Annotated in this window: 24 protein-coding genes; 3 read left to right on the top strand and 21 right to left on the bottom strand. The window is 73.8% G+C overall.

What is annotated here, in order from left to right:
- Positions 1-336: 336 nt before the first annotated feature.
- Complete coding sequence (locus tag ACGFSC_RS42030; RefSeq protein ID WP_359915614.1) at positions 337-2856, top strand: Helicase associated domain protein; 2520 nt, start codon at positions 337-339, stop codon at positions 2854-2856.
- 143 nt (positions 2857-2999) lie between these two features.
- Here ACGFSC_RS42030 and ACGFSC_RS42035 read toward each other — a convergent pair whose 3' ends face one another.
- Positions 3000-3554, bottom strand: coding sequence for a hypothetical protein (locus tag ACGFSC_RS42035; RefSeq protein WP_359915622.1), 555 nt, complete (start codon positions 3552-3554; stop codon positions 3000-3002).
- Positions 3555-3638: 84 nt separating this feature from the next.
- The gene (locus ACGFSC_RS42040; protein WP_359915620.1) at positions 3639-4067 is read right to left on the bottom strand and encodes a hypothetical protein; all 429 of its coding nucleotides are present in this window, start codon (positions 4065-4067) and stop codon (positions 3639-3641) included.
- A 232-nt stretch (positions 4068-4299) separates the two neighbouring features.
- Here ACGFSC_RS42040 and ACGFSC_RS42045 point away from each other — a divergent pair, with 232 nt between their 5' ends.
- Positions 4300-5073: a ParA family protein gene (locus ACGFSC_RS42045; protein ID WP_359915618.1), complete on the top strand. Its 774-nt coding sequence runs from the start codon at positions 4300-4302 to the stop codon at positions 5071-5073.
- A complete protein-coding gene (locus ACGFSC_RS42050; RefSeq protein WP_359915616.1) occupies positions 5073-5885 on the top strand; it encodes a hypothetical protein in 813 nt (270 codons plus the stop codon). Before ACGFSC_RS42045 ends, ACGFSC_RS42050 begins: the two co-directional genes overlap by 1 nt.
- 68 nt (positions 5886-5953) lie before the next feature.
- Here the strand turns inward: ACGFSC_RS42050 and ACGFSC_RS42055 are convergent, their stop codons facing one another.
- From ACGFSC_RS42055 to ACGFSC_RS42145, 19 genes are all read right to left on the bottom strand, one after another.
- Complete coding sequence (locus ACGFSC_RS42055) at positions 5954-6388, bottom strand: Pycsar system effector family protein (protein ID WP_359909892.1); 435 nt, start codon at positions 6386-6388, stop codon at positions 5954-5956.
- Positions 6389-6489: 101 nt separating this feature from the next.
- Positions 6490-7350 carry an endonuclease/exonuclease/phosphatase family protein gene (locus tag ACGFSC_RS42060; protein ID WP_359909889.1) on the bottom strand — a complete coding sequence of 287 codons (861 nt, stop codon included), beginning with the start codon at positions 7348-7350 and terminating at the stop codon, positions 6490-6492.
- 113 nt (positions 7351-7463) lie between these two features.
- On the bottom strand, positions 7464-8351 hold the full coding sequence (locus ACGFSC_RS42065) for a DUF4097 family beta strand repeat-containing protein (RefSeq protein WP_359909887.1): 888 nt from the start codon (positions 8349-8351) through the stop codon (positions 7464-7466).
- A gap of 145 nt (positions 8352-8496) precedes the next feature.
- Positions 8497-9360, bottom strand: a complete 864-nt coding sequence (locus tag ACGFSC_RS42070; protein WP_359909884.1) for an ASCH domain-containing protein — start codon at positions 9358-9360, stop codon at positions 8497-8499.
- 8 nt (positions 9361-9368) lie between these two features.
- Positions 9369-9572: a hypothetical protein gene (locus tag ACGFSC_RS42075; RefSeq protein ID WP_359909882.1), complete on the bottom strand. Its 204-nt coding sequence runs from the start codon at positions 9570-9572 to the stop codon at positions 9369-9371.
- 217 nt (positions 9573-9789) lie between these two features.
- Complete coding sequence (locus tag ACGFSC_RS42080) at positions 9790-10872, bottom strand: hypothetical protein (RefSeq protein WP_359909879.1); 1083 nt, start codon at positions 10870-10872, stop codon at positions 9790-9792.
- A 142-nt stretch (positions 10873-11014) separates the two neighbouring features.
- Positions 11015-11560 (bottom strand): ATP-binding protein, encoded by a 546-nt coding sequence (locus ACGFSC_RS42085; RefSeq protein ID WP_359909876.1) that lies wholly within the window; start codon positions 11558-11560, stop codon positions 11015-11017.
- Positions 11561-11685: 125 nt separating this feature from the next.
- Positions 11686-12129: an NUDIX hydrolase gene (locus ACGFSC_RS42090; RefSeq protein ID WP_359909873.1), complete on the bottom strand. Its 444-nt coding sequence runs from the start codon at positions 12127-12129 to the stop codon at positions 11686-11688.
- Between the two features lie 75 nt (positions 12130-12204).
- Positions 12205-12828, bottom strand: a complete 624-nt coding sequence (locus tag ACGFSC_RS42095) for a hypothetical protein (protein WP_359909871.1) — start codon at positions 12826-12828, stop codon at positions 12205-12207.
- 158 nt (positions 12829-12986) lie between these two features.
- Positions 12987-13367, bottom strand: a complete 381-nt coding sequence (locus ACGFSC_RS42100; RefSeq protein ID WP_359909868.1) for a hypothetical protein — start codon at positions 13365-13367, stop codon at positions 12987-12989.
- Between the two features lie 205 nt (positions 13368-13572).
- Positions 13573-13812, bottom strand: coding sequence for a hypothetical protein (locus ACGFSC_RS42105; RefSeq protein ID WP_359909865.1), 240 nt, complete (start codon positions 13810-13812; stop codon positions 13573-13575).
- 160 nt (positions 13813-13972) lie between these two features.
- Positions 13973-16303, bottom strand: a complete 2331-nt coding sequence (locus tag ACGFSC_RS42110; RefSeq protein WP_359909862.1) for a hypothetical protein — start codon at positions 16301-16303, stop codon at positions 13973-13975.
- Positions 16304-16700: 397 nt separating this feature from the next.
- Positions 16701-18941, bottom strand: coding sequence for a hypothetical protein (locus ACGFSC_RS42115; RefSeq protein ID WP_359909859.1), 2241 nt, complete (start codon positions 18939-18941; stop codon positions 16701-16703).
- Positions 18942-18979: 38 nt separating this feature from the next.
- Positions 18980-19570, bottom strand: a complete 591-nt coding sequence (locus ACGFSC_RS42120; RefSeq protein WP_359909856.1) for a hypothetical protein — start codon at positions 19568-19570, stop codon at positions 18980-18982.
- 2 nt (positions 19571-19572) lie between these two features.
- Positions 19573-20370: a hypothetical protein gene (locus tag ACGFSC_RS42125; RefSeq protein ID WP_359909853.1), complete on the bottom strand. Its 798-nt coding sequence runs from the start codon at positions 20368-20370 to the stop codon at positions 19573-19575.
- The gene (locus ACGFSC_RS42130) at positions 20363-20575 is read right to left on the bottom strand and encodes a hypothetical protein (RefSeq protein ID WP_359909851.1); all 213 of its coding nucleotides are present in this window, start codon (positions 20573-20575) and stop codon (positions 20363-20365) included. The genes ACGFSC_RS42125 and ACGFSC_RS42130 overlap by 8 nt, the downstream gene beginning before the upstream one ends.
- A gap of 15 nt (positions 20576-20590) precedes the next feature.
- Entirely contained in the window at positions 20591-21046 is a 456-nt protein-coding gene (locus ACGFSC_RS42135; protein ID WP_359909848.1) for a hypothetical protein, read from the bottom strand.
- A 114-nt stretch (positions 21047-21160) separates the two neighbouring features.
- Positions 21161-21421, bottom strand: coding sequence for a hypothetical protein (locus ACGFSC_RS42140; protein WP_359909846.1), 261 nt, complete (start codon positions 21419-21421; stop codon positions 21161-21163).
- A gap of 164 nt (positions 21422-21585) precedes the next feature.
- The gene (locus ACGFSC_RS42145; protein WP_359909843.1) at positions 21586-22110 is read right to left on the bottom strand and encodes a hypothetical protein; all 525 of its coding nucleotides are present in this window, start codon (positions 22108-22110) and stop codon (positions 21586-21588) included.
- Between the last annotated feature and the right edge of the window lie 123 nt (positions 22111-22233).

A 22233-nucleotide genomic window follows, 5' to 3' on the forward strand; every position in this document is an offset into this window, starting at 1 on the left:
TCTCAGAGAGGTCTAGACCGGGGTCCAGACCAGCATTTCGACCCCGGGTGAGGTTGGGGTGCGCTACCCTCGGAGGGTGAGCAACGGTGACCAGTGTATCAGTTGGCATCTGTCAGGAAACCTTGCCGGATGTGGGGTCCGCCTCCGGAACTTCCGAAGTTTCCCGGTTTTTCTCCGGGCCGACTGATAGGCTACCGAAAGCCGCCCGCATATTGGCTTTGATTCCCGTCCTTTCTGGCCTCTCGGACCGGCCGGTGAATGTATCAGAAACGCACTGTCAGCAGTTCTTGTCAGATCCCGGGTCCGGCCTGGGGCATTCGAGGGGAGAACATTTCTGTGAGCGTGGAGACTTTCCTGGCGGAGGTTCAGGGGCCCGAGGAGATCACGCTGCGCCCGCACCAGGTGGAGGCGCTGGAGGCGATCGTGCGGGGCCTGACGCTGCGTCCGGGGCACAGTGCGCCGGCGGGGTTGCGGGTGACCGCGCAGATGGCCACGGGGTCGGGCAAGTCGTTCGTGGGGGCGGCGGCCGGCCAGAAGCTCGCCACGCGTGGCGTGGTCCTGGTGGTGGTGCCCACGCTGGACCTGCTGGTGCAGATGATCCGGGAGTGGCGCCGGGGCGGGCGGGCCGGGGAGATGCACGCGGTGTGCTCGCTGGCCGTGGGCGAGCTGCCGTTCGGCGTCCGGGCGAGCACCGGCGGGCGGCAGATCGGGTGGTGGATCGAGCAGGCCGCCCGCAAGCGCCGGCCGCTGACCCTGTTCGCCACCTACGCCTCGGTGGGGGCCGTCGAGGACGCCTACGACTACTACGCCGAGCGCGGCCAGGCGCTGCCGCCGCTGGAGCTGATGGTCTGCGACGAGGCGCACCGATCCTCCGGCCACGCAGAGAAGACCTGGACGGTCGTCCACAACAACGACCGGATCCCGGCGTTGCGGCGGCTCTACATGACGGCGACGCCGCGGATCTGGGCGCCGCCGAAGGCCCGCGCGCGGCAGCGTGAGGGGGCGCACCAGCCGCTGCCAGAGGAACTGGCGGTGTCGATGGACGATCAGCAGGTCTACGGGCGTCAGGTGGTGTCCCTGGGTCTGGCGGAGGCGATCGACCGCAAGCTGTTGGCGCCGTTCGAGGTGGTGGTGTTGGAGCTGCGGGACCCGGGCGCGGACCGGACGGCGGCGGAGCGGCAGCCGGTGCCGTGGGGGCCGGGGGTGGGTGAGGCCGAGGACGGCGAGGACGACCAGGTGCCGGCCGAGCGGATCGCGGCCATCCAGGCCGGGCTGGCCAAGACGATCGTGGAGCGGAGGCTGAGGCGGGTCATCACGTTCCACAACCGGACGATCGAGGCCAGGTATTTCTCGGAGACGCTGAACCAGGCCGTTGACCGGCTGCACGCCGAGAATCCCGCGAAATATCCGGAGGAGTTCTGGGCGCAGTGGCTTTCCGGTGAGCACGAGGTGGATTTCCGCAAGGAGACCATCCGGGACTTCGGAACGGCCGAGGAGGATGAGGGCCTGGCGCACGCCGTGCTCTCGAACTGCCGAGTTCTTGGCGAGGGTGTCGATATTCCGAATGCGGATGCGGTTCTTCTCCAGGGCCGGGGCAGCATGGTGGATATCGTCCAGGCCATCGGCCGGGCCCTGCGGATGAAGCCGGGCGAGGGAAAGACCGCGAGTCTGATCGTGCCGGTTTTCCTCAAGCCCGGAGAGGAACCCGGGGATATTTTGGAGTCGGACTCGTACGGGCCGCTGGTCAAGATTCTCAGTGCGATCCGGTCGCACGACGCGCGGGTGGTCGAGTCTCTGGCCGTGCCCCAGAAGTCGGGCAAGCGGACCACCGGGCGCAGCGCCGAGGCGCAGGTGGCGCCGGGTGTGAGTGAGGGTTCGCCGTCGTTCTCGCTGCCGGTGCGGTTCCAGTCGCCGGTCGGCTCGGACGTGCTGGCGCTGTTCATCTCGACTCGCGTGCTGACGGGTGAGAATCAGCTCTGGCGTGAGGGGATCGGGCACTGCCGGAATTGGTTCGAGGAGACCGGCGGACTGGATGTTCCGTGGTCGAAGCGGGTTGGTGAGCAGGAGAATTTTCGGCTCGGAGAATGGCTGGCACAGCGCCGGGTAGAATTCGCGAATGGTGAATTGGCGCGCCACCGGGTCGACATGCTCGACGCGCTGGGCATGATCTGGTCCGTGTCGGACGCGCGGTTCGAGGCCGGCCTCGACTGGGCGCGGGTCTGGGCGGCGGAGCACGGCGGGTCGTTGGCGGCGCCGGCGCGGGCGGCCGTGGGCGGGTACGCGATCGGGGCCTGGCTCGCCGGCCTTCGGGCGGCGGCCGAGGTGCCCGAGGGCGAGCCGGGGGCGCTCGCCCCTGAGCGGCGGGCGGCGCTGGAGGAGATCGACCCGTGGTGGTGCCCGCGGTGGCCGATCACCTGGCAGCGCTCCTACGCGGTGGCCCGGCAGTGGTGGCTGGAGTCGGACGGCCGGGTCGACTGGGCGCGGCTGCCGGTGGAGACCGCGTTCGAGGGCGAGGCGCTCGGCCGGTGGGTGCGGGCGCAGCGGGCCGGGTGGGCCGAGCTCGACCAGGAGCAGCAGGACCTGCTGACGGCGCTCGGCATCGAGGAGGACCAGGCGCTCGCCGCCGCACGGGCCGCAGCCGCGGCGAAGCCGAAGGTATCCCGCGCCGACCGGTTCGGTGCCGGCCTGGCGGCGCTGGCGGCCTTCGTCGAGCGCGAGGGGCACGTCCGGGTGCCGCGCACCCACAAGGAGAACGGGGTCTCGCTCGGGTCCTGGCTGAACAACCAGAAGGCCCGGCGGGACAAGCTCACCGCGGAGCAGCTCGGGCAGCTGGAGGCACTCGGGGTCGGCTGGTAGGCCTCCATCGGGCCGGGGCCGGGGCCTTGCCCGGCGGTACGCCGCCGTGGCCCCGAGAAGGCACAGGAAGGCCGCCACCCTGCGGGGTGGCGGCCTTCCTGCATACCTGGGTGGCTAGGGCTCGTGCTGCGGGTGGCGGAACTTCACTGTCCGGCGCACCAGAGGTGAGCGGTGTCCCGGCGCCAAACGCGGTAGTCCTCCTTCGCCGCCTGGAGCTGTGCCGGATCGTCCTCCAGGTACGGCAGCAGGGCGGTGCGGTCCATGGTTTCGGCGGCCGTGAGCACGTAGGCGAGGCGGAGGGTGGCACGCCAGCGGTGGTGAAGGATTCGCCCGGCCGCTTCGACCGCGTCGTGTGTGCGGCTGGCGGGCAGGCCGGCCAGGCGGCAGAGTTCGGCGCACCCATGGAGGTCGGTGTTGGCCAGCAGGTTCAACAGCGTGCTGTACGGCTCGCTGTCCCCGTCCAGGCCGCGTCCCTCCAGCCAGGTACAGCTGGCCTGGAAGCCAGCGACCCCCATGGCGAGCGTGTGGGGCAGCGGGATGATCGGGGCGGGATAGGCGGCGTAGTCGACGGCGATGTGGTCGCCACCGAGGCCGATCGCCTCCGCGTTGGTCACCGTGGCGCCGGTGACGTGCAGCCCCACCGTGTGCCCCACGATGGCGTGCCCGGCCTCGTGAACCGCGGTAAGCAGTCGCAGCAACCGCGCTTCCAGTCCGAATGCGGCAGTGACTCGTTCGGCGAAGCGCACCTGTTCAGGAGAGACACCTGTAGACATGTAGGGGCGTCAGCCTTTCTCGGGGTGGCCGAGGGTCCAGCCGCTGACCGCTGCGATCGGGCCGCGCCAGGTCGGCAGGGTGTGGGTAGTCCGGCCGTCCCGGATGGTGACGTCGCGCAGGTGGATGTGCCAGCGGTCGAGCACCCGGCGCTTGCCGTTGTCGGCGTTGTCCTCGACGCGGTCGAGGGCCGTCCGGACGGCCCGGCGCAGGTCGTGGTCTTCGTCCTGGAGCTGGCGGACGAACTGCTGCTCCCAGGCCGCCGGCGAGATGACCGTGCCGGTGACGATGCCTCCGGGCACGATCAGGGTGACCTTGGTCTTGGCCTCGATGTCCTCGTGCTCGGCGCCCAGGCGCACCAGCTCCAGGTACGGGTCGGGGTGGGCGTCCCGGTCGATCAGGACCCGCAGGACCGACTGGGCTGCTTCTCGTACCCCCACCGGGTCCTCCTCGTGCTGCTGGGCCTGCGGGAAGGGTGCCCGTCCAGGCAGGCCGACATGCCTGGACGGGCACCGACGGTCGGCCTTCCACGGTAGGGCCTGACGTCCAGCAGGAATGACGATTTGTCATATTCGGCCCCGCTTCCACAGTGGGGTGAGGCCATCTGGCATGGTAGGGGCGTCCGAGTAGCCGCACGTGCGGTGAAATCAACGGACGACGAGAGGTTCTGGGATGACAACATCCGCAGCAGCGCAGGCCGCGGTCGACGTCGCCACGGCGCGCCCCGAGACGACGAGGGTCATCGTCGTCATCCAGCAGAAGGGCGGATCGGGCAAGACCACGATCGCCATCAACACCGCAGCGTGCAGCGGGCGCAGCGCGGTCCAGTCGGACGGTGCGTCGCCCGTCGTCGCGGCCGGCACTGACGTCCAGGGCAGCCTGGAGAAGTGGTGCTCGGCTGTCCGCGAGGATGCTCTGCCCTTCGACTACGTGGTCACCCGCGGCAAGGTCGGCATCCTGTCGGAGCTCGTGAAGGATCCGTCGCGGCGCAGGTTTATCGTCGACACCCCCGGCTTCATGGACGTCGACCCGGATACTGAGTGGGGCGAGGATCCGCTCGGGCAGAGCCCGGTGGCCGATGCCCTGCGCGAGGTCCTGGAGCTGGCCGACCTTGCCATCGTGCCGATCACTCCGAGCATGATCACGTGGGACGAGGCGGAGTTCACGATCGAGCGTGTACTGAAGCCCAGGTCGATCCCCTTCCTGGTCGTGATCAACATGCACGACCCGGGTAAGGACAAGTTCGAGACGCAGCTCAACAAGGTGAAGGCATGGGTCGACGAGCGGAATTACCCGCGCGTCTCGGATCCGATCCGCCGGTACACCATCCACGAGCACGCCTACGAGAACGGCGCGGTCGTCACCGAGTACAAGATGAGCGGCACCGCGCTGAACGCCCGCGAGGACTTCATGCGCGTTGCCCTGACGATGGAGCAGATGCTCTGATGGGACAGCAGATCGGCTCTCAGGGGCCGGGCAAGCCCGGGACGGCGGTCGCGCTGGCCCGCGCGATCAACAGCCTGCCGACCAAGCAGCTCGCCGAGACCCCGGTCCTGATCGCCCAGGAGCGGGAGCTGCTGGTGAAGTGCGAGGCCGCGCTGGAGAACCTGCGGGTCGCGTACTGGGCGGCGGGCAAGGCCTTGGAGGCGATCCGGGGAGGCCGGCTGTACCGGGTGAGCCACGGCACGTTCGAGGCGTACTGCCTGGAGCAGTGGGACATCACCCCGCAGTACGCGGGGAAGTTGATCCGGTCGTGGCGGGTCGCGGAGAAGGTGTTCGATTCCCTGGGGCAGAAATCGAACGGCCTGGAAACAATTGTTTCTAAGCGACTGGGCTACGGGCAGGCGTGGGAGCTGGTCGCCCTGTCCGAGGAACACAACGTCGATGCCGCCGCACTGCTCTACATCGCCCTGATTCAGCTCAAGGGCATGGCCGTCACCGCTGCGATGGTGGCCGGCGCAGCCAAGGCCCTGCCCCCGGAAGCGGTCGGCAAGAAGAAGGCCACCGAAGAAGCCGTGGTCTCCTACCTGGCGAGCCTGGAGGGCAAGAAGGAGATCACCAACTCCCCGGCGGCCGACCCGTTCGCGGCACTGCGCCGGGTCACCAAGAAGCTGGACGCCGACACCGTCCAGGCCGCGTTGAAGCGCGATCCCGACGGCACACGCGCGATGGTCCGCGACCTGATCGAGGCGCTGTCGTCGTCGGTAGGGATTGAGGTGGAGATCAAGGCCGCCTCTCCGGAGTCGGCGGCGGCCTAACCGGTAGCGAGCCGAACGCGAGAAGGCCCACACCCGTCAGGGTGTGGGCCTTCTCGCGTTCGGGGCGGTCAGATTGCCGAGAGCAGCGCCGCCAGGGCGAGGGCGGCGCCGGCGGCGAGGGTGAGGTCGGCGGCAGCGGTCAACAATCGCATCTTGGCGGTGCAGATTCGGGAGAGGTGCTGGAGGCGGACGAGTTGGTCTTCCTGGGCGAGGCGGACCTGGAGGGTGGCGGGGTCGTTCTTGGCCCAGTGCACGAACGAGGTGGTGCCGGGGGTGGAGGCGAGTCGGGGGCGGACGACCAGGATCGCGACGACGATGGCGGCCACGAGCGTGAGGACGCCGACGGCGGCGAGGATCCGGCCGGGGGTGTGGAGGTTGTCGAGGTTCGCGACGGCGGCGACCAGGATGCCGTCGACCGCGAGGAACATGTTCGCCTTGTTGTCCGCCTTGCCGATCTCGCTGGTGACGGTGGTGAGGGCGGCCGCGATCTGTTCGGTTTCCACTGTTCTCCTTCGTCCTGCTGACCCACCCCGGCCCGGCCGCGCGGGTGGGCGGCCGGGCCGGGGTGGGTCAGTTCGGGATGCGTAGTCGGTGACCGGGATGGTCAGCGGTAGGTCCACGGCTCGCTGGTGTCGATCCGGTCCGTGTCGAGGGCGACGGCCAGGCCGTGGTGGTCGCTCGCATCGGCCGGGGCGTCGAGCAGGGTGTAGGAGACGATGGCCGGGGCGAGCGGGGCGGAGACCCAGAGCTGGTCGATCCGGTCGTCGTTGCCGGTGCGCCGCAGCAGGGCCTCGTCGCCGGTCTGCTCGTGCAGGTGCCAGGCGGTGTCGACCAGTCCATTGGCGGCGAGCTTCCAGGCGACCCGGCGGTCCGGCACCGGGGCGGTCTGCTGCTGGAGTGCGGGGTCGGTGAGGGTGGTACGGGAGCCGCGGTTGTAGGGGCGCATGCGGTCCCAGGCCGGGTCGGGGCCGACGGCAGGTGGGTAGTTGATGTCGCCGCCGAGGATGCAGTAGGGGCCGTGTCGGTAGGCGCGGCTGGCCGCGAAGTCGGCCTCGGCGATGGCCTTGTCGGCGCTGTACGGGGTGAGGTGCACACTGGTGACGGCAAGCGGCACGGGCAGGCCGGGGATTGCGAACGCGGCGACGCCGAGCCCGTGGTGCGTTTCGTCGGCGTAGTCGGTGTTCCAGCTTGCCCGGCGGCCGAGGGTCTCGCGCCGGTAGAGCAGGGCGGTTCCGCGGCCGGAGCGGGAGGGGGCGAGGAGTCCGTCCATGCCGAGGTCGTGCTCGGCGCGGACGAGCTGGCGGTGGCCGGCGTCGGCCCATCCCTCGGCTTCCTGGAGCAGTACCAGGTCGGGCTCGACGCTGCTGATCCGCTCGGCGAGCTGCGGCCAGCGGTCTTCGCGGCCGCCGTCGCTGTCGCGCAGGCCTCCGCGTTGCAGGTTCTGGACGACGATGGTCAGCTTCATGGTCCTCTTCTTCGGGCGGGGCGGATCGGGTCCGGGTGGCGGTCGCGGTGTGCCGCCGCCCCGCGGCCGGGTGGGCGCGGGGCGGCGGGAAGAGCGGGCGCTTGGTACGGCGTTCAGCGCGGGATGGAGACCCGGCCGGTCATGGGCGTGGCGTGGGTGCCCGGTGCGCCGGCCGGGGCGTCGGGGGAAGCGGTGACGGTGACGTCGCCGGACATGGAGCCGGCGGTCACGGCGCCGGGGTTCGCCGCGCGCGCCCGGATGTCGCCCGACATGGTCTGCAGGTCGGCGCTCGCGCCCAGCCAGCTCGCGCGGATGTCGCCGGACATCGTGTGCACCTCGGCGGTGACGGCGCGCTCAAGGACGACGTCGCCGGACTGGGTGCGGACGCTGACGGTACTGGCCGTGCCGACGGACACGTCGCCGGACTGGGTGGTCGCGGTCACCTGGTCGACGAAGGTGTGCGCCGTGGCGACCCGAAGGTCCCCGGACTGGGTGGTCGCGACGACGACGGTCAGGCGGCCGGTGGTGGTCAGGTCGGCGGACTGGGTGCGGCCGATGACGGAGCTGCCCTCCGGGACCCGGGCGGTGACGACGACGGGGGCGGAGCCCTGGACCAGGGTGGCGCCGCGGCCGCCGACGACCCGGCCGCCCACGATGGTCAGGTCGCCGTCGATGACCATGCCGGTCACCGAGCCGTATACGGTGCCGGCGCCCTGCATCGTGATGGTGCGTCCGGAGCGGGTGACGATGGTGGTCGTGCCACCGCCGGCGCCCTGTCCCTGAACGCGGGCGACGAGAGCGCCGCGCGGGTCCCAGTACAGGTCGGCGCCGGTGACGGCGTCGGCCGCCTCGCCGGTGTCGTCGGTGGTGCTGATGGTGATCTCGGCGGTGGCGAGGCCGGGGACGGCCTGGATGTCGACCCGGCCGGAGGCGCCGAGCAGGGACAGGTCGACGGTGGTCGCGCCGGTGGTGGCAGCGGTGAGGGTGCGGGTGGTGGCCATGAAGTGTTCTCCCTGGTACGAGGTCGGGTGTCGGCCGGGCGGCCGCGCCGCGCACCACCGCGCACCGCCGTCCGGGCCTGGTGGGCGCGGCGGCGGGACGCGATGGCAGGCAGCGTCAGTGCCTAGGCGTCAGCAGCGGGGCAGCTCAGCGGTGCGCGTGGGCGGGCCGGGCATCGGCCCGGTGGCGATGGAGCAGTGCGTGCTGGCCGGGGTCGAGGCGCCAGAGGCCGAGGCGGCCGGCGGCGGAGATGGGGTCGGCGAGGGCCTGGACGTCGGCCAACCCCCAGTGCCACAGGCCCGGCAGGCCCCAGGGTCGGCAGCAGCCGGTGTCGCGATGGCAGTCGGTGACGTTGGCGGTGGCGACGAGGGCGCCGGTCGTCAGCGCGGGGGCGCCGGGGCGGGCGAGGACGGCGCGGACGAGGGGGTCGGCCTGGCCGTCGCGGGCGAGGGCGCGGGCGGCGTGGAGGACGACCGGGCCGCGGTGTTTCGTCGGCCAGGACCGGTTCTCGGTCGTCTTGTCGCCGGTGAGGATCGCGGCGAGCCAGGGCTGGCGGATCGTCAGGGCGGGGATGTCGGCGGCGGGCTGCGCCGTCGGGGCACCGCCCTCGCCGATGCGGTACAGCGCTTCGGCCAGGGCGGCGTCCCAGTTGCCGGCGAAGGTGAGCGCGCGGTCGCAGATGTACAGCGCGGCGCCGAGCTTCAGGTTGGTGACGATGATCTCGCTGCCTCGCCAGTAGGCGCGGTCGGGGTCGTCGTTGACGATGGCGTCGAAGCCGTGGCGGCGCAGCCAGGCCGCGATGGCGGGGTGGTGCTCTCGGCCGCGCGCTGTGTAGACGAAAACGGAACGGTGGGCCTGGAGGGTGCGCAGGGCCTGGAGGGCGCCGGGGATCGGGCGCCCGTAGATCCGGCCGTCCTGCCAGCCGCGATTGTGGTCGATGAGCGTGAGGTCGAAGTCGACGCCGACGGCGTGGCTGGCGGGGGAGTCGGGGTTGAGCGGGACGACGGTCAAGGGCTCTCCTAGGTGTAGGGGCGGATGGTGATCGGGATGCGGCGGTCGTGCGGGTCGGGGTGGTGGGCGGTGCGGCGGTGGGCGCGCAGTCCGAGCGGGCCGCCCTGGATCGGGGAGCGGCAGTCGGGGCAGGAGCTCCACCAGGGGGTGCCGGGCGGCAGGTCGTCCGGGGTGAGCGGGTGCGGGTGCGGGCCGGGTGCTGCGCGTGTCATCGGGCCTCCGGGAAGCGGGAGGCCCGGCCCGTCGAGTTGGGCGGGCCGGGCCTGGGCGGCGGCTGGTGCTGGGGTGGTTCAGGGCTGGCGGGGAATCCGCTCGGTGTGCCGGGCGCGGGTGGACGGGCCGCCCGCCGGGCGGGGTACCGGTCGTACGGATCCGGGCCTCGGCGTGCGTGCCGGGGCCGGTGGCGGACGGGTCAGAGCGGTCGGGCGCTCACTTCGTCTGCGCGGCGGGCTCGCCCGCGGGCTGCTCGGCCTGGGCGCGGCGGGCGTGGTGCGCGTCGATCCACGCCATCGGGTCGTGGCCGGCCTGGCTGGCCTCGTCGAAGGCGGTCTCGGAGTAGTCGCCGGCGTCCAGTTCCTGGTGCAGGTCCACCACGAGCCGGTCGGCCAGGCGCGGATCGGTCTCGGCCAGGGTCTGGAGTGCCCGGTGGCCGATCCAGGCGTAGGCGGCGGCGCTGGCGTGGACGGCCGTGGCCCGGTGGTCGCCGGGCGGCGCGGCGATGAGGTCCTGGGTGGAGAGCAGGACCCGCTTGAGCAGGTCCCTGGTCATCTGGGTGACGGTCTTGTCCGGGTCGGGCAGCGGCAGCGTGGCCGCCGCGCCGGATTCCGTCTCGTCCCCGGGGCCGGCGGTCCAGTCGGCGGCCAGCGTGGCGCGGGTCTGGCCGTCGCCGCGGCGCACGGGCATCTGCATGCCGATGAAGTTCTCGCCGGACACGATCAGCGGCTGCTCGGGCCCGGCCTGGCTGTACGCCAGGCGGGTGTCGGCCTGCTCCCAGCGGCGCAGGTACTGGGTGTCCAGGCCCGTCAGGTCCATCGGCGCGAGCGGCTGCTCCAGGTGCTGGCGCAGGAACGGCCGCCACTGGACGACGTAGTCGCCGGTGCTGACGGGCACCGTGAGCCGGCTGGTCAGGGTGGAGGCCTGCAGGCTTTGGCCGTCCAGGACTAGGCGCACGGGCTCGTCGTAGCCGCGGCCGCGGGCCCAGACGGCCAGCAGCCCGGCGTCGTCCGCGTTCACCGACGCCGCCCACGGCCGGCCCTTGGTGACGGTGGTCGTGGTGGCGCGGGCGACGGCGATGGTGAACCGGTCGGTCGCCATCGCGTGCAGGTGGCGGTCGTCGGCGTCGAGGCGGGTGACGGCCAGGCGCGGCCAGTACTCGTGGTCGCCGCGGTGCGGTGCGGTCTGCTCCAGGATCCGGGCCAGGTCGGCGGCGGCCAGGCCGAGCACGGCCGCCGCCTCGGTGCTCTTGGTGTCGTTCGTGGCGGTCTTCGTGCTCGGGGTGCTCTCGGTGGTCAACGAAGCCTCCGTGGCGTCGTGGTGTCGTGGTGTCGGCCGGGCGGCCGCGGCACGCACCGAGCCGCCCGCCGTCGGCCGTCGGCCGGGCCAGGGAGCGGGTCGGTGCGCACTGTGGTGGTCCGGGCGGCGAGGTCGCGGCCGGTCAGACCCGGGCCGCGAGGTCGAGGCCGTCGCGGGGCTCGCAAGTGGGGCCGGGGTCGGTCACGTGCACAGCCGGGTCGACGGTGACGCGGTCGACGCGGACGAAGCCCTCGGCGAGCAGCTGCGCCTGGGTGGGCATCTGCTGCTCCTGGTCGACGAGGACGTGGTCCGGGATGACGCGCTCGCGGCCGGCGTTCAGCAGGCGGCGGGTTGCCAGAGGCACTTCGAAGAGCACCGCACAGGCCGGGCGCTGCCAGTAGCGGGCGCGGGCGAGCAGGCCGGCGCGGACGTGGGGCAGCAGCGCGGTGCTGTCTGCCACGGTCGTGAGGTTGCGGGAGAGCCTGGCGTCGAGCAGCAGGGACTGGACCTGGTCGGCGACCGGGGTCGCGGACTGGTCGGCGGCGGAGTCGGTGGCCATGGCCCGGTAGGCGTCCAGGCTCAGGCGCCAGGTGGCCGGCCAGCGGCTGGCGAACGTGGTCTTCCCGGCGCCGGATCCGCCGACCAGGACGGTCAGCGAACCGGGGACGGGGACGAAGGTGGTGTTCACGGGTGGTGCCTTTCGGATCGGGGACAAGTGGGCCGGGGTGGGCGCGCCGCTCACCACCGCGCGCTGCCGTCCCGGCCTGGCCGGTGTGGGGGCGGGGCTCGGTGGTGGGCGGCGCCGAGGCGTCGTCAGGCCGTGGTACCGGCGGGGCCGGTGGTGGTCGCCACGGCGCTCACGGCCGCGGTGAGGATCTCGGCGTGGTCGAACGCCAGCTGCTCCGGGAGGCCGTCGACCGGCCACCAGCGGGCGGTGCGGGCGTCATCTCCGGCGGTGATCCGGGCGTCGTCCGGGACGACGGCGAGGTAGGCGACGGTGACGTACCGGCCGCGGGGGTCGCGGTGCGGGGTGTCCCAGGCGCCGAGCTGGAGCAGGTCGGCGGGCTCCACTCGCAGGCCGGTCTCCTCGGCCAGTTCCCGGGCCGCCGCGACGCGGCTCGTCTCGCCGGGGTCCACGTGGCCGCCGGGCAGCGCCCAGGAGCCCGCGAAGGGCGGCCAGTCGCGCTCGATCAGCAGGACACGGCCGTTCGGCGTGAGGGCGACCACGTCGGCGGTGTAGCGGATGGACTCGATCATCTCGTTCCCTTCTGAGTGGGTGTGTGGTGTCGGGGATGCCGCGCGCCCCGACCCGGGGCCGGGGCGCGGTTGCGGTCAGCGGCTGTCGGGCAGCGCGGGCAGGGCGGTGCAGGTCGCGGCGTGGCCGGTGGCCCGCTCGCGGGCAACGCCGAGCGGCTGCCCGTCCCAGCGGTGCCCGTCGCGGCAGCCGGTGCACCACCACCAGGCCAGCGGGTCGTCGCCGGTCGGAGTGCCGGTGGGCCAGGCCTGGTCGCAGGGCCACGGGGTGGCACCGGCGAGCTCGACCACCGCGCCGGACCGGTTGGTGTAGCGGGCCCACAGGTGCCCGCGCCCGGCTCCCAGGCCCGGGCCCCGGGGGGCGTCGCCGATGTGGGCCAGGCCGTGGTCGAGGCGAATGTGGCCGTGGTCGGCGGCCTGCTGGAGCAGGGCCAGCAGGCGGTCGTGTCCGCCGAGCGCCTGGCCGCCGGGGGTGACGCGGGACCAGGTGTGCAGTTCGCCGACGGTGGTACGGCGGTGGCCGTTCGTCTCCAGGTGGGCGAGGAGGCCCAGCACGACGGTGTAGGCGTCGTCGCGGCACAGCAGGTCGTCGAACGGGTCGGGGGTGAGGCCGGTGAGCAGGGCGGTCAGGGCCTCACGGACGGCGTGGGTGCGGGTGTCGATAACGCTCGTGGCCTGGTGGTGAGTGGGGTGGGGCTGCATGACGGGGTCCTTCCGTGGGTGGTGATGTCGGGCGGCCACGCCGCGCCGCGCGCCGGCACCGGCCTCGCCGGGAGCAGGCGCGCTGGTGGGCAGCGTCGGTGGCCGGGCGCCGGCCGGCGGCGCGAGTGGGGGTGCGGACGGCCAAGCCGGGTGGGATGTCAGCTGCGGCCGGGCGGGAGCACCTTGGCGGACGGCGCGGTGGTGGTCTGGCGGTGCTGGAGGGCGAGCCAGGCGCCGGCCGCGGTCATCAGCCGGCCGTCGCCGAGGGCGTCGAGCGGGGCGGTGTCGATGTCGTGCATCAGCTCGGCCGGGTCGAGCGGGCGCGTGAAGGCGACGGGAGCGTGGTGGATGACCTCATCGGTCTCCAGGACCCGCAGGCCGACCCGGTCCGGGAGGTCGCTGTGGCGCAGGACCTGGCAGACCCGGGTGTGGTCCGGTCGGCCGGTGAGGAACCGGTTGGCGTCGCGGTAGAGCACGAACGCGCCGACGGCGGGTCGGGGCGGGGTCTGGGTGGTGTGGGGCTGGACGGTGGGCTGCATCGCGGATCCCTTCTGCGGGTGGTGCCGGCCGGGCGGCCGGCCCCTGTCCCCGGAGCGCGCGCCGCCCGCCGGGCTGGGTGCCGGGCGGGCGGCGCGGGTCGGGGGCGAGGCCGGACGGCCGGTCAGCGCGCGAGCAGCACGACCAGGAGGACGAGGGGTGCGAACATGCCGAGCAGGTAGACGAAGCGCATGAGGGTTCCTTCGGTCAGCGGCTGATGAGGGCGAGGAGCAGGACGGCGAGCAGGGCGGGTACGGCCAGGGCGACGGAGCGCGGGATGTTGATGCAGTGCTGGAGGCGGTCGATCTCGTCGCTGATGGCCTCGCACTCGGCCGCGAGGCGGTGGTGGGCACGGTTGCCGGGCGGGATGTTGGCGAGGGTCAGGCTGCGCTCGTGGAGCAGCCGGCGCTGGGCGGCGATCCGGGTGTCACGCTCGATGGTGATCAAGAGTGCGGCGGTCCTTTCCGGGGACGGGGGTGGTGTGCGGTTCGGGTGCGGGAGGATGGGGGCGGGCCGGTGGCGAGACCGGCCCGCCGGCACCCTCGGGTGCCATGGGCCTCCGGGGTGTCTTCTTCATCCCGGAGGCCGCTCGTGTCTGTGCGCTTGGTTACGCAGAGCGAACGGCGGGCCGGAGTGTGGGCTCGGCGTCCTCGACCGCGTCGCGCACGCGCTGGCAGGTGCTGCGCGTGGTCTTCTCGTCGCCGGTCAGCAGCCTCTTGGCGGTGAGCGCGGCGTGGATCTCCGTGACGCGGGGGCGGCGGCCGAGAGCGTCGTAGAGCGGGCGGACGAGCGCCTTGCGTGCGTACAGGAGCGCGGCGCCGGTCAGCGCCGGGGACGGGTGAGCGTCGGCGTTCTGCGGGTGTGCGCTCGGCAGTGCGCGGTGAGCGGTATTCGTCCCGTGACCTGCGGTGATCTCGCGCTCATGTGAGCGCTCGGCATGTGTGCCCTGTGCGGGGAGCAAGAGGCCGTGGGCGGTGGGCAGCGGCTGGCCGCCGTGCGGTGGGCGCGGGTCGGGACCGTTGTGGGCGCCGTCACCGTTCTCGGCGGGCGCGGTGCGCTCGTCCGCGTGCGCGGCGGGGGCGGCGTGAGCGGAGGGGCCGTGGCCCATGAGCGCGTGCACCCGCCAGATGACCACCGGCACCACCATGGCGAGCGGGACGGCGAGGCCCCACTTCACCCGCCACTGTCCGTCACGGGGCTCGACGCCGGCGATGTGCAGTTCGGCGAGCAGTGCGGCCACCTGGCAGGCCATCATCACCGCCAGGGCGGTGATCACCTCCCAGGTGATCCGCTTGCGCTCCTCCTCGGTGCGGGCCTTGGCGTGGGCGCGGGTGGCGGCGACCACCCACACGTCCACCGCGACCGGGAACAGCCAGGCCAGCGTGCTGTCGATACCGGCCATCACCGCGAGGTGGTGCTCACCGGCGGCGGTGTAGGCGACGCCCGCCCACAGCGCGAACTTCGGCAGCAGCTTCGCGATGTTGGCCTCCCACCAGCGCCAGGCCCGGCGGATCCGGCCCTTCTGCCGGTCCGCCCGCTTCTGCTCCAGCTGCTGCTGCTCGGCGCGCAGCTCGGCGACGTGCTGCTGGGTCTCGGCGAGCTCGGCCAGGGCGTCGGTGGTGACCTGCTCGGCCTCCTTGCGGGCGGTGTTGAGGATTCGCTGGGCGTCGGCCTCGGCCTTGCCCCGCTTCGAGCCGGCCTGGCGCAGTTCCTCGCCGGTGGCCGCCGTGGCCTCGTCGATGGCGGCCTGGGCGTCCCGGCGCAGTCGCTGCACGGCCTGTTCGCCGCGCTCGCGCAGGTCGGCGGCCTGCCGAGCGCCTTCCTCGCGGAGTTCCCGCGCGTCGGCCTCGGCCTCTTCCCGCAGCCGGTGGGCCTCGGCGGCGGCGTCCTCGCGGACGGTGTCGGCCTCGGCGCGGGCGGCCTCGGTGACGCGGTCGGCCGTCGCCTCGGACTCCCTGCGGGCCTCCTCGGCCTGTTCCTCGGCCGTTGTGAGGATCTGTCGGGCGGTGGCGGCGGCGCGGGTACGGATCGCCTCGGCCTCGGTGGCGGCCGAGGCGAGGGTCCGGTCGGCGGCCGCGGTGGCGTCGCACTGCACGGCGGCGGCGAGTTCCCGAACGCCGGTCAGGTCCTGCTCGGCCCGGGCGCGGTCGGTGGCGGCGAGTTCCCGGGTACGCGCCAGCTGGTGGCGGGCGTCGGCCGTCTGCTCCTGGACGTCGGCGAGGTCGGAGGCGGCGCGGCGCAGTGTCGAGGCGCTGGCGCGCTCGGCCTCGCCGAGGAGCTTGGCGGCCTGGTCCTCGGCGGTGGCGGTGATGCCAGCCGCCACGGCCTGGGCCCGCTGCTCGGCGTCGGCGACGATCCGCTCCGCGTCCTGTCCGGCGCGGTCGCGGACGGCGGCGGCGCGCTCCTCGGCGTCGGCCAGCAGCGTCCCGGCCCGCTGGGTGGCGTCCTCCAGCAGCCGGTCGGCGGCCGCGTGGGCGTCGGTGTCGGCTTCCTCGCGCCGCTCCCGGGCGTGCTGGACGGCGTCCTGGCGGATCAGGTCGGCCTGGTCGGTGGCCAGGTCGAGGATCTGCCGGACCGCCAGTTCGGCATGCTGCGTGACCGTCTCGGCCTGGTCGGCGGCGTCGGCGCGCAGCTGCTCGGCCTCGCTCGCCCACTGTGCGGCGGTCGCCAGGTCGCGGTCGGCGGTGGCCGCGGCGCGGGCCAGGACGGCGAGGGCCTGGTCCTCGGCGAGGGCCAGGACGTCGGCGGCGCGGTCGGCGGCGTCGGCCAGGATCGGGTCGGCGGCCAACCGGACCGGGGTGGCGGCGGGGTGCTGAAGGGTGGGCGGGGCGGTCTTCGGGGGAGCGGCGGGGGGCTTGCCGGCGGCCTTCTTGCGGGTCGCGGCGGGCTTGCGGGAGGCCGCCGAGGTCTGGGTCCGGGCGGTCCTGGTCGGGCTCATCGGGGGCTGGTCTCCTTACGGGAGCGTGACTGTGCGTCACGTGGGGGAGGGAAGGGACGGGGCGGGCCGAGCCGCTCGGTGGCGGGCTGTCGGGCGGATGCGGGGCCGGGTGCCGGGCCCGGGGGCGCGCTCACGGCGGGGCCTGGGCGGGGCGCGGTGCCGCGATGCGGTCGGGTGTAGTCGGCGAAGTCGCCCTTGGGCCCCCGCGCCGCCGGGAGCCGGTTTCCGGGCTGGGGGCGGGGGGTGGGGCGTTTCGCCGACTACACGACGACATCGCAGGTCAGGCACCAGCTACAGGGCTGACTACGGGGCGAACTACGGAGTGACTACCAGCAACTGCACTTTCCGGTAGTCGCCCCGTAGTCGGTGGGGCAGTCGGGGATGCAGCCGGTCCCGGTCAGAGCGCCCGGTCCTTGAGGAGGGCGCGGATGTCCTCCAGGGCGGCGCCCGTCGAGGACGGTTGGCCGGCTACGCGGACGGTCTTGCGGAACACCCCGGCACGCCGGAAAACCTCACCGACCGTAGCGGCGCTGGCGTCGGCCCAGCGCTCCCCGTCCTGGGCCTGCAGGGCCTCGGCGACCTGGCGGCACAGCACGTTGAGCTGCCCGCCGAACCCGTCCACCGTGGCGGTGAGGATCTCCCAGTCCTCCTCGGTCACCTCCTCGGCGGCCGGCTTGGTGAGGTCGACCGCGTCGTCCTCGGGATCCTCGGAGCGGGCCTGGGCGGCGGCGGCCAGGCGCTCGTCGACCCGCAGCAGGGCGGCGGCGGCATCGAGGTGGGTGGCCTTGCGCAGGATCGGGTCGCGCAGGCCGGGGGCGATGATGTAGAAGGTGCCGGCGTCGGCGGGGTCCCAGTCACCGGGGGAGGGGACGAGGCGGTGCGGCATCCAGCCCTCGTTGACCGCAGTGTCCGAGCCGACGACCAGGGGGACATCGGCCTTGCGGCAGGGCAGCATGATCCGAATGCCGAAGGCGTCGGCGATGGCGTCGCCCAGGACCTCGCTGGTGGCGTCCTGCGAGATCAGCACGACGGTCCAGCGGGCCTTGCGGCCGATCCGCCCCAGCTTGACCACCTTCTGCTTCTGCTTGTTCGTCAGCTGCGGGTGCTCGTCGATGATCACGAACCCGGCCGGTGACGCGTCGGTGACCTTCCAGTTGTCGACGTCGTCGCCCATCTCGCGGGCGCGGGAGCGGGCACGGGCGAGCGCGTCGTCCAGGGCCTGGTCGATCTCCTCCTCGGTGTAGGCCCTGCGGTCGGCCAGGCGCCGCAGCGGACCGAAGCCGCGCCCGGTGGGGTCGATGTCCCACGCCACCGCGTCGGTGCAGCTGGTGATGTAGTCGACCAGGTCGCGCACGATCGCGGACTTGCCGCCGCCGGAATCGGCGATCACCAGGATGTTCTGCCCGGCCAGGGTGATCCTGGTGGCCTCGCCGTCCATCGACGGCCCCAGCACCATCGGCTCCAGGATGCTGTTGGAGCACGGCGGGTAGTGCGGGTGCGGGGGCATGGGGTCGAACGGGTCGCCGGTGAGGACGCGCAGCACGACAGAGCCGGCGGCGGCCTTCTGCGGCTGGGCCATGACCCCGCCCTCGCGGACGCCGAGCAGCACTTCGAGGTCGGCGAGTTTGGCGACCAGGCCGGAGGGCCGGCCCTTGGTCAGGTGCGCGACGGCACGCCAGCCCCAGTGCTCCTGGGTCACGTCGGTGACCTCGCCGACCGCCAGGCCCTCGGCCAGCAGCGCGAGGTGGATGCACTCGCCGGCCTGCTGCGCGTTCTGGACTCGGCGGATCGGGTACGGGTCACCGCTCGGCGGCGCCGGCGGGGCCGCCGGGGCGGTGCCGTCGGCGCCGATGCCGGTGCTGGTCGCCTGGTTCCCGGTGGCCTTCTGGTCGGTGGGGGCGATCACCTCGGCGCCGGCGGGCAGCTCGTAGGCGAGGTCGGGGTCGGCACGGCGGCCGGAGCGCCACCGGGGGACGACGCTCTTCCCCAGGGCGGCCAGGGCCACGGCCGCGCCGGTGACCGCGCACTCCACCACGAGGGTGTGCAGGCCGCTGGCCAGGCCGGGCAGCCCGTAGACGCCCAGCACGGTGAGGGCCAGGCGGACGCGGCGCCGGTGGGACATGCGCCGCCGGTGGTCGCCGATCTCGCCCGGGGTGATGGGAGCGTGCCCGGTGTAGGTGAGGGCCAGCACGGCCGCCGCCTTCTGCTCCCACTGGGCGGCGGCGGTGCGGGCGGCGAGCTCAGCCTTTTTGGCCGCGGTGTGGCCGGCCGCGGTGACGCCCTGGGCCTGGGCCGCCGCGCCCGAGGCTTTGGCGGCGTCCAGCTCCTGCTTGGCGCGGCCCGCCAGCATGGCGTGCTCCGCGCCGCGGGACGCCTCCCACACCTGGTGGCGGGCGTTGAGGATGTGCAGCGCCACCGCCCGGTCGCTCAGGTGCCCCTCGGTGACGAACAGCCAGTCGGAGCGCTCGGCGGCCAGGACGCGCAGGCCGGCCGGGAGGTGCCCGAGCTGGCGGCGCCACCACAGGCGCGGCCCGGCCGGGTCCGGCTCGGCCGGGCGCGGGCCCGGGTCGTCGTCGTCCAGCAGCTCGCCTTCGAGGATCTCCTCCTCGACCGGCTCCAGGCGCAGATCGATACTCACGGGCGGGGTCCCCCTTCTGTGTCTTTCCGGTTCGGGTCTCAGCGGCTGGAGGCGACGTGGTTCAGGGCGTCCAGGACGACCTGGCCGCCCTTGGAGAGGGCCTCGTTGGCGTAGTAGGTGACCAGCGGGATCGCAGCCAGCGAGGCGCCGTTGACGAAGCCCAACCGGACCTTCCACTTGTCCAGACCGCTGGCGGTGGTGCCCGGGGTCCGCGCGCCCGCCGCGCCCTTGGCGGACTTGCGGGCGCCGGCCAGCACGACGGCGACGACGAACAGGAGCAGCGCGCCGCCGCCGCCGACCGGCACCGGGGTCGCGCCCTGGAACTGGGCGGTGGAGGCGGCGCCGGTGGAGCCCCACAGGGACAGCTGGCCGCCCCAGGCGGAGGCCTTGTAGCCGAGCCAGCCCAGGCCGCCGAGGATGCCGCCGGCGCACAGCCCGCACAGGACGCCGAACCCCGTGCCGATGGCGTAGGGGAAGAGGCTGGCGTGGTCCGCGCCGGCGCCGGCGGCGCGCCCGAAGTTGCCGCCGCCCTTGCCGCCGACCTTCGGCAGCGGGATGCCGTAGGTACGGGCCAGCTGCCAGCCCGTCAGGCCGAAAAAAGCGGCGTAGGTGCCGAGGGTGACGTCCATGATCAGTGTCCTCCGGTGAACGCGGTGGTGAGCCAGGTGATGGCATCGGTGACAGCCGGCAGCGACAGGCAGCCGGACAGGATGGGAATCCACACCGCCGTGCGGCGCAGCAGCGAGACCTCGGCCCGCTTCGCGCCGACGAGCGGCAGGGCGATCGCGGCCAGCTCGACAGCCGCGGTGGTGGCGGTGTTCGCGTGGAAAGCGGCGCAGCCGTAGTAGGCGGCGCCGGCCAGGGCCAGGGACCGCAGGGCCCGCTTGCCGCCCCACAGGATCGCGATGGCGGCGGCGGCGTCGGCGCCGTAGGAGCCGGTGATGATCGGCAGCTGGTGGTGCAGGAGCCAGGCGGGGACGGCGGCCAGGGCGGCGGCGGTGGCGTTGGCGCCCAGCTGCAGCCAGGAGAAATCCCAGAACGGCTCGGGCTCGGCGGGCGGGGCGACCACCATGACCGGGACCGGTTGCGGGGCCACGACCTCGACCGGCACCACCGAGCCCGGGTCGGGATAGCTGTACTGCGGCGGGATCGGCACGTGCGGGGGCGGGGCCTGGTAGTGGGCGGCCGCCGCGGCTGCTGCGGCGGCCGCGTACTGCGCCCAGTCCGGCTCGGCGGCCGGGGCGGGCGGGCCGGGCGGCGGGGGCGGGGTGTGGATGCGCTGTCCCCCGTGCGGCGGCTGCCCGGCCCCTCCGGCGGGCGGCGTGTCGTCCTCGACGATCTCGGCGTCGACGATCTCCATACCGCCCACGCCGGACGGCCCGGCGGCGGCGAACAGGTTGAAGGACGTTTCGGTGGTGGTGTCAGACATCGCTGCCCGCCGCCCTGCGGATCCGCTCGGCCATGAACGCGGCCGGGTCCGTCGCGGCCGCGCTCCAGCGGCCGAGCGTGGCGTCGGCCTCCTCGGCCGGGGCCGGGGCGGTCTTCTCGCGGCACTGCTTGAGGGCCCAGAGCAGCAGCACCAGGGCCGGGGCGGCCGTGGCGGCGGCGAAGAAGGTGAAAAAGATGGTGTCCATGACGACCTCCGGCGGTCAGCTGATCCGGGCGGTGTGGGCGAGGTGCTGGAACGCGGCGGTGCTCACCGGGTGGGCGATCTCGTCCAGGACGTGCTGCCAGGCCGGGCTGTCCGACTCGCGCCGGGTCCACGGGTTGGGGTCGTGGGTCAGCTGCCAGGCCGCCCAGGCCTGGGCGAAGTCCTCGTCCTCGGGCTGCGCGACGACGACGTCGCGCTCGTGGTCCCATGCGGTGCAGTGCGGGCGGACCTGGTCCTCGCCGACGGTGCGCACGGTGATCTGCCAGATCGGCCAGCCCTCGCGCGGGCCCGGGTCGATCGCCAGGACCTCGTAGGGGGTGTCGCCGGCGTAGGCGCCGCGGTAGATGCCGCCGACGCGGCGCGGGCCGATCGCGCGGGCGATCCAGCGGCGGGTGCTGTCCGCCGCGTAGTACGCGCGGCGGGCGGGCGAAGAGACACGGGCGTGGTACTTCATCGTGGGCCTCCGGCTCCATGCGGGACGGGGTGGTGATGCGAGGGGTGGTGGCCTGCCCGGAAGCCGCACCGCCGTGGCGGGCGGCTCCCGGACAGGCAAGGGGTCTGGGGGTGGTCAGCGGCGGCGGTGGAGCCAGCGGACGCGGTCGGCGTTGCCGTCGGCGTCGACGACCTTGCCGACGTAGTCGCTGATCTCCTCGCCTCGGGCGTCGCGGCCCCGGGTGGTCAGCGCGGCGGCGAGGGTGCCGGTGCGGAAGGCCTCGGCGGCCTCCTGGTCTCCGGCGGCGACGGCGGCCTTGATGTCGCGGGTGAGCTCGCGGTGGCCCGCGATCTCGGTCACGGTGCCGGTGGCGGCCTTGCGCAGGCGCTCGAACATGGGTGTCCTCCTGGTGGTGGAGGGGACCTGGGTGGTCCCGGGGCTCCCCTCACCGGTGCGGGCGCCGATCGGGCGGCCGAACCGGTCAGGGCAGCTCCGGGCGGAGCCGGCGGGGGCGAGGGCCCGGGCGGGGCGACGGGGTGGAGCTGGTGGAGGCCGGCGGTCTAGTCGGCGAGCTGGCCGGTGCCGTAGCGGCGGGTGCCGTCGGCGCAGCGCACGATGTGGCGGGGGCCGCCCTCGAACGGCGACCAGCGCTCGACCGCCTGCTGCTCGTCGGGCAGGCGCTCGGGTTCGGCGGCGGCGGCGTCGACGAACCGGCCGGGCGCGGGCAGGTCGGGCAGGACGGTGGTGCGTTCCAGCACGGTGTCCGTCGCGGCGGCGGCCTCGGCCGCGAGGTCGGCGGCGGCGTCGACCAGGCCCAGGCTGTACGGCCGGTCCTCGTTGTCGGCGGTGGCGGCCTGGGCGAGCAGCGCGTCGGCGCCGGCCGACAGCAGGGTGTCCCAGTCCGAGTCCGAGAGGACGCCGTCCCAGCGGACCAGGGTGGTGCCGGTCAGGCGGGCCAGGCGGCGGGCGGCCGCCCGGCGGACGCGCTCGGGGCCCTGGGCTTCGGCGACCCAGGCCCAGGACGACACGGTGGTGGTGCGGGCGATGTGCTCGGCCTGGCGGCGGCCGGTCAGCGTGCGGGACATGCGGGTGCCTCCTGGATCGGGTGGGGCGGGGGGACGGGGTTGGTGGTGGGCCCTGGGGGCCCGCCGCACCACTCCCGGCGCCGTTCCGGCATGGGCATGCCAGGACGGTTCCGAGAGGCAGGC

This window comes from Kitasatospora sp. NPDC048715 (assembly GCF_043198905.1).
Taxonomy (GTDB): Bacteria; Actinomycetota; Actinomycetes; order Streptomycetales; family Streptomycetaceae; genus Kitasatospora; species Kitasatospora lactacystinica.

Bases quoted from the DNA above. Each gene is read 5' to 3' on its own strand.
- ACGFSC_RS42045 (WP_359915618.1), top strand. From the start codon at position 4,300: ATGACAACATCCGCAGCAGCGCAGGCCGCGGTCGACGTCGCCACGGCG.
- ACGFSC_RS42050 (WP_359915616.1), top strand. From the start codon at position 5,073: ATGGGACAGCAGATCGGCTCTCAGGGGCCGGGCAAGCCCGGGACGGCG.
- ACGFSC_RS42060 (WP_359909889.1), bottom strand. From the start codon at position 7,350: ATGAAGCTGACCATCGTCGTCCAGAACCTGCAACGCGGAGGCCTGCGC.
- ACGFSC_RS42065 (WP_359909887.1), bottom strand. From the start codon at position 8,351: ATGGCCACCACCCGCACCCTCACCGCTGCCACCACCGGCGCGACCACC.
- ACGFSC_RS42075 (WP_359909882.1), bottom strand. From the start codon at position 9,572: ATGACACGCGCAGCACCCGGCCCGCACCCGCACCCGCTCACCCCGGAC.
- ACGFSC_RS42090 (WP_359909873.1), bottom strand. From the start codon at position 12,129: ATGATCGAGTCCATCCGCTACACCGCCGACGTGGTCGCCCTCACGCCG.
- ACGFSC_RS42095 (WP_359909871.1), bottom strand. From the start codon at position 12,828: ATGCAGCCCCACCCCACTCACCACCAGGCCACGAGCGTTATCGACACC.
- ACGFSC_RS42100 (WP_359909868.1), bottom strand. From the start codon at position 13,367: ATGCAGCCCACCGTCCAGCCCCACACCACCCAGACCCCGCCCCGACCC.
- ACGFSC_RS42110 (WP_359909862.1), bottom strand. From the start codon at position 16,303: ATGAGCCCGACCAGGACCGCCCGGACCCAGACCTCGGCGGCCTCCCGC.
- ACGFSC_RS42120 (WP_359909856.1), bottom strand. From the start codon at position 19,570: ATGGACGTCACCCTCGGCACCTACGCCGCTTTTTTCGGCCTGACGGGC.
- ACGFSC_RS42125 (WP_359909853.1), bottom strand. From the start codon at position 20,370: ATGTCTGACACCACCACCGAAACGTCCTTCAACCTGTTCGCCGCCGCC.
- ACGFSC_RS42130 (WP_359909851.1), bottom strand. From the start codon at position 20,575: ATGGACACCATCTTTTTCACCTTCTTCGCCGCCGCCACGGCCGCCCCG.
- ACGFSC_RS42135 (WP_359909848.1), bottom strand. From the start codon at position 21,046: ATGAAGTACCACGCCCGTGTCTCTTCGCCCGCCCGCCGCGCGTACTAC.
- ACGFSC_RS42140 (WP_359909846.1), bottom strand. From the start codon at position 21,421: ATGTTCGAGCGCCTGCGCAAGGCCGCCACCGGCACCGTGACCGAGATC.
- ACGFSC_RS42145 (WP_359909843.1), bottom strand. From the start codon at position 22,110: ATGTCCCGCACGCTGACCGGCCGCCGCCAGGCCGAGCACATCGCCCGC.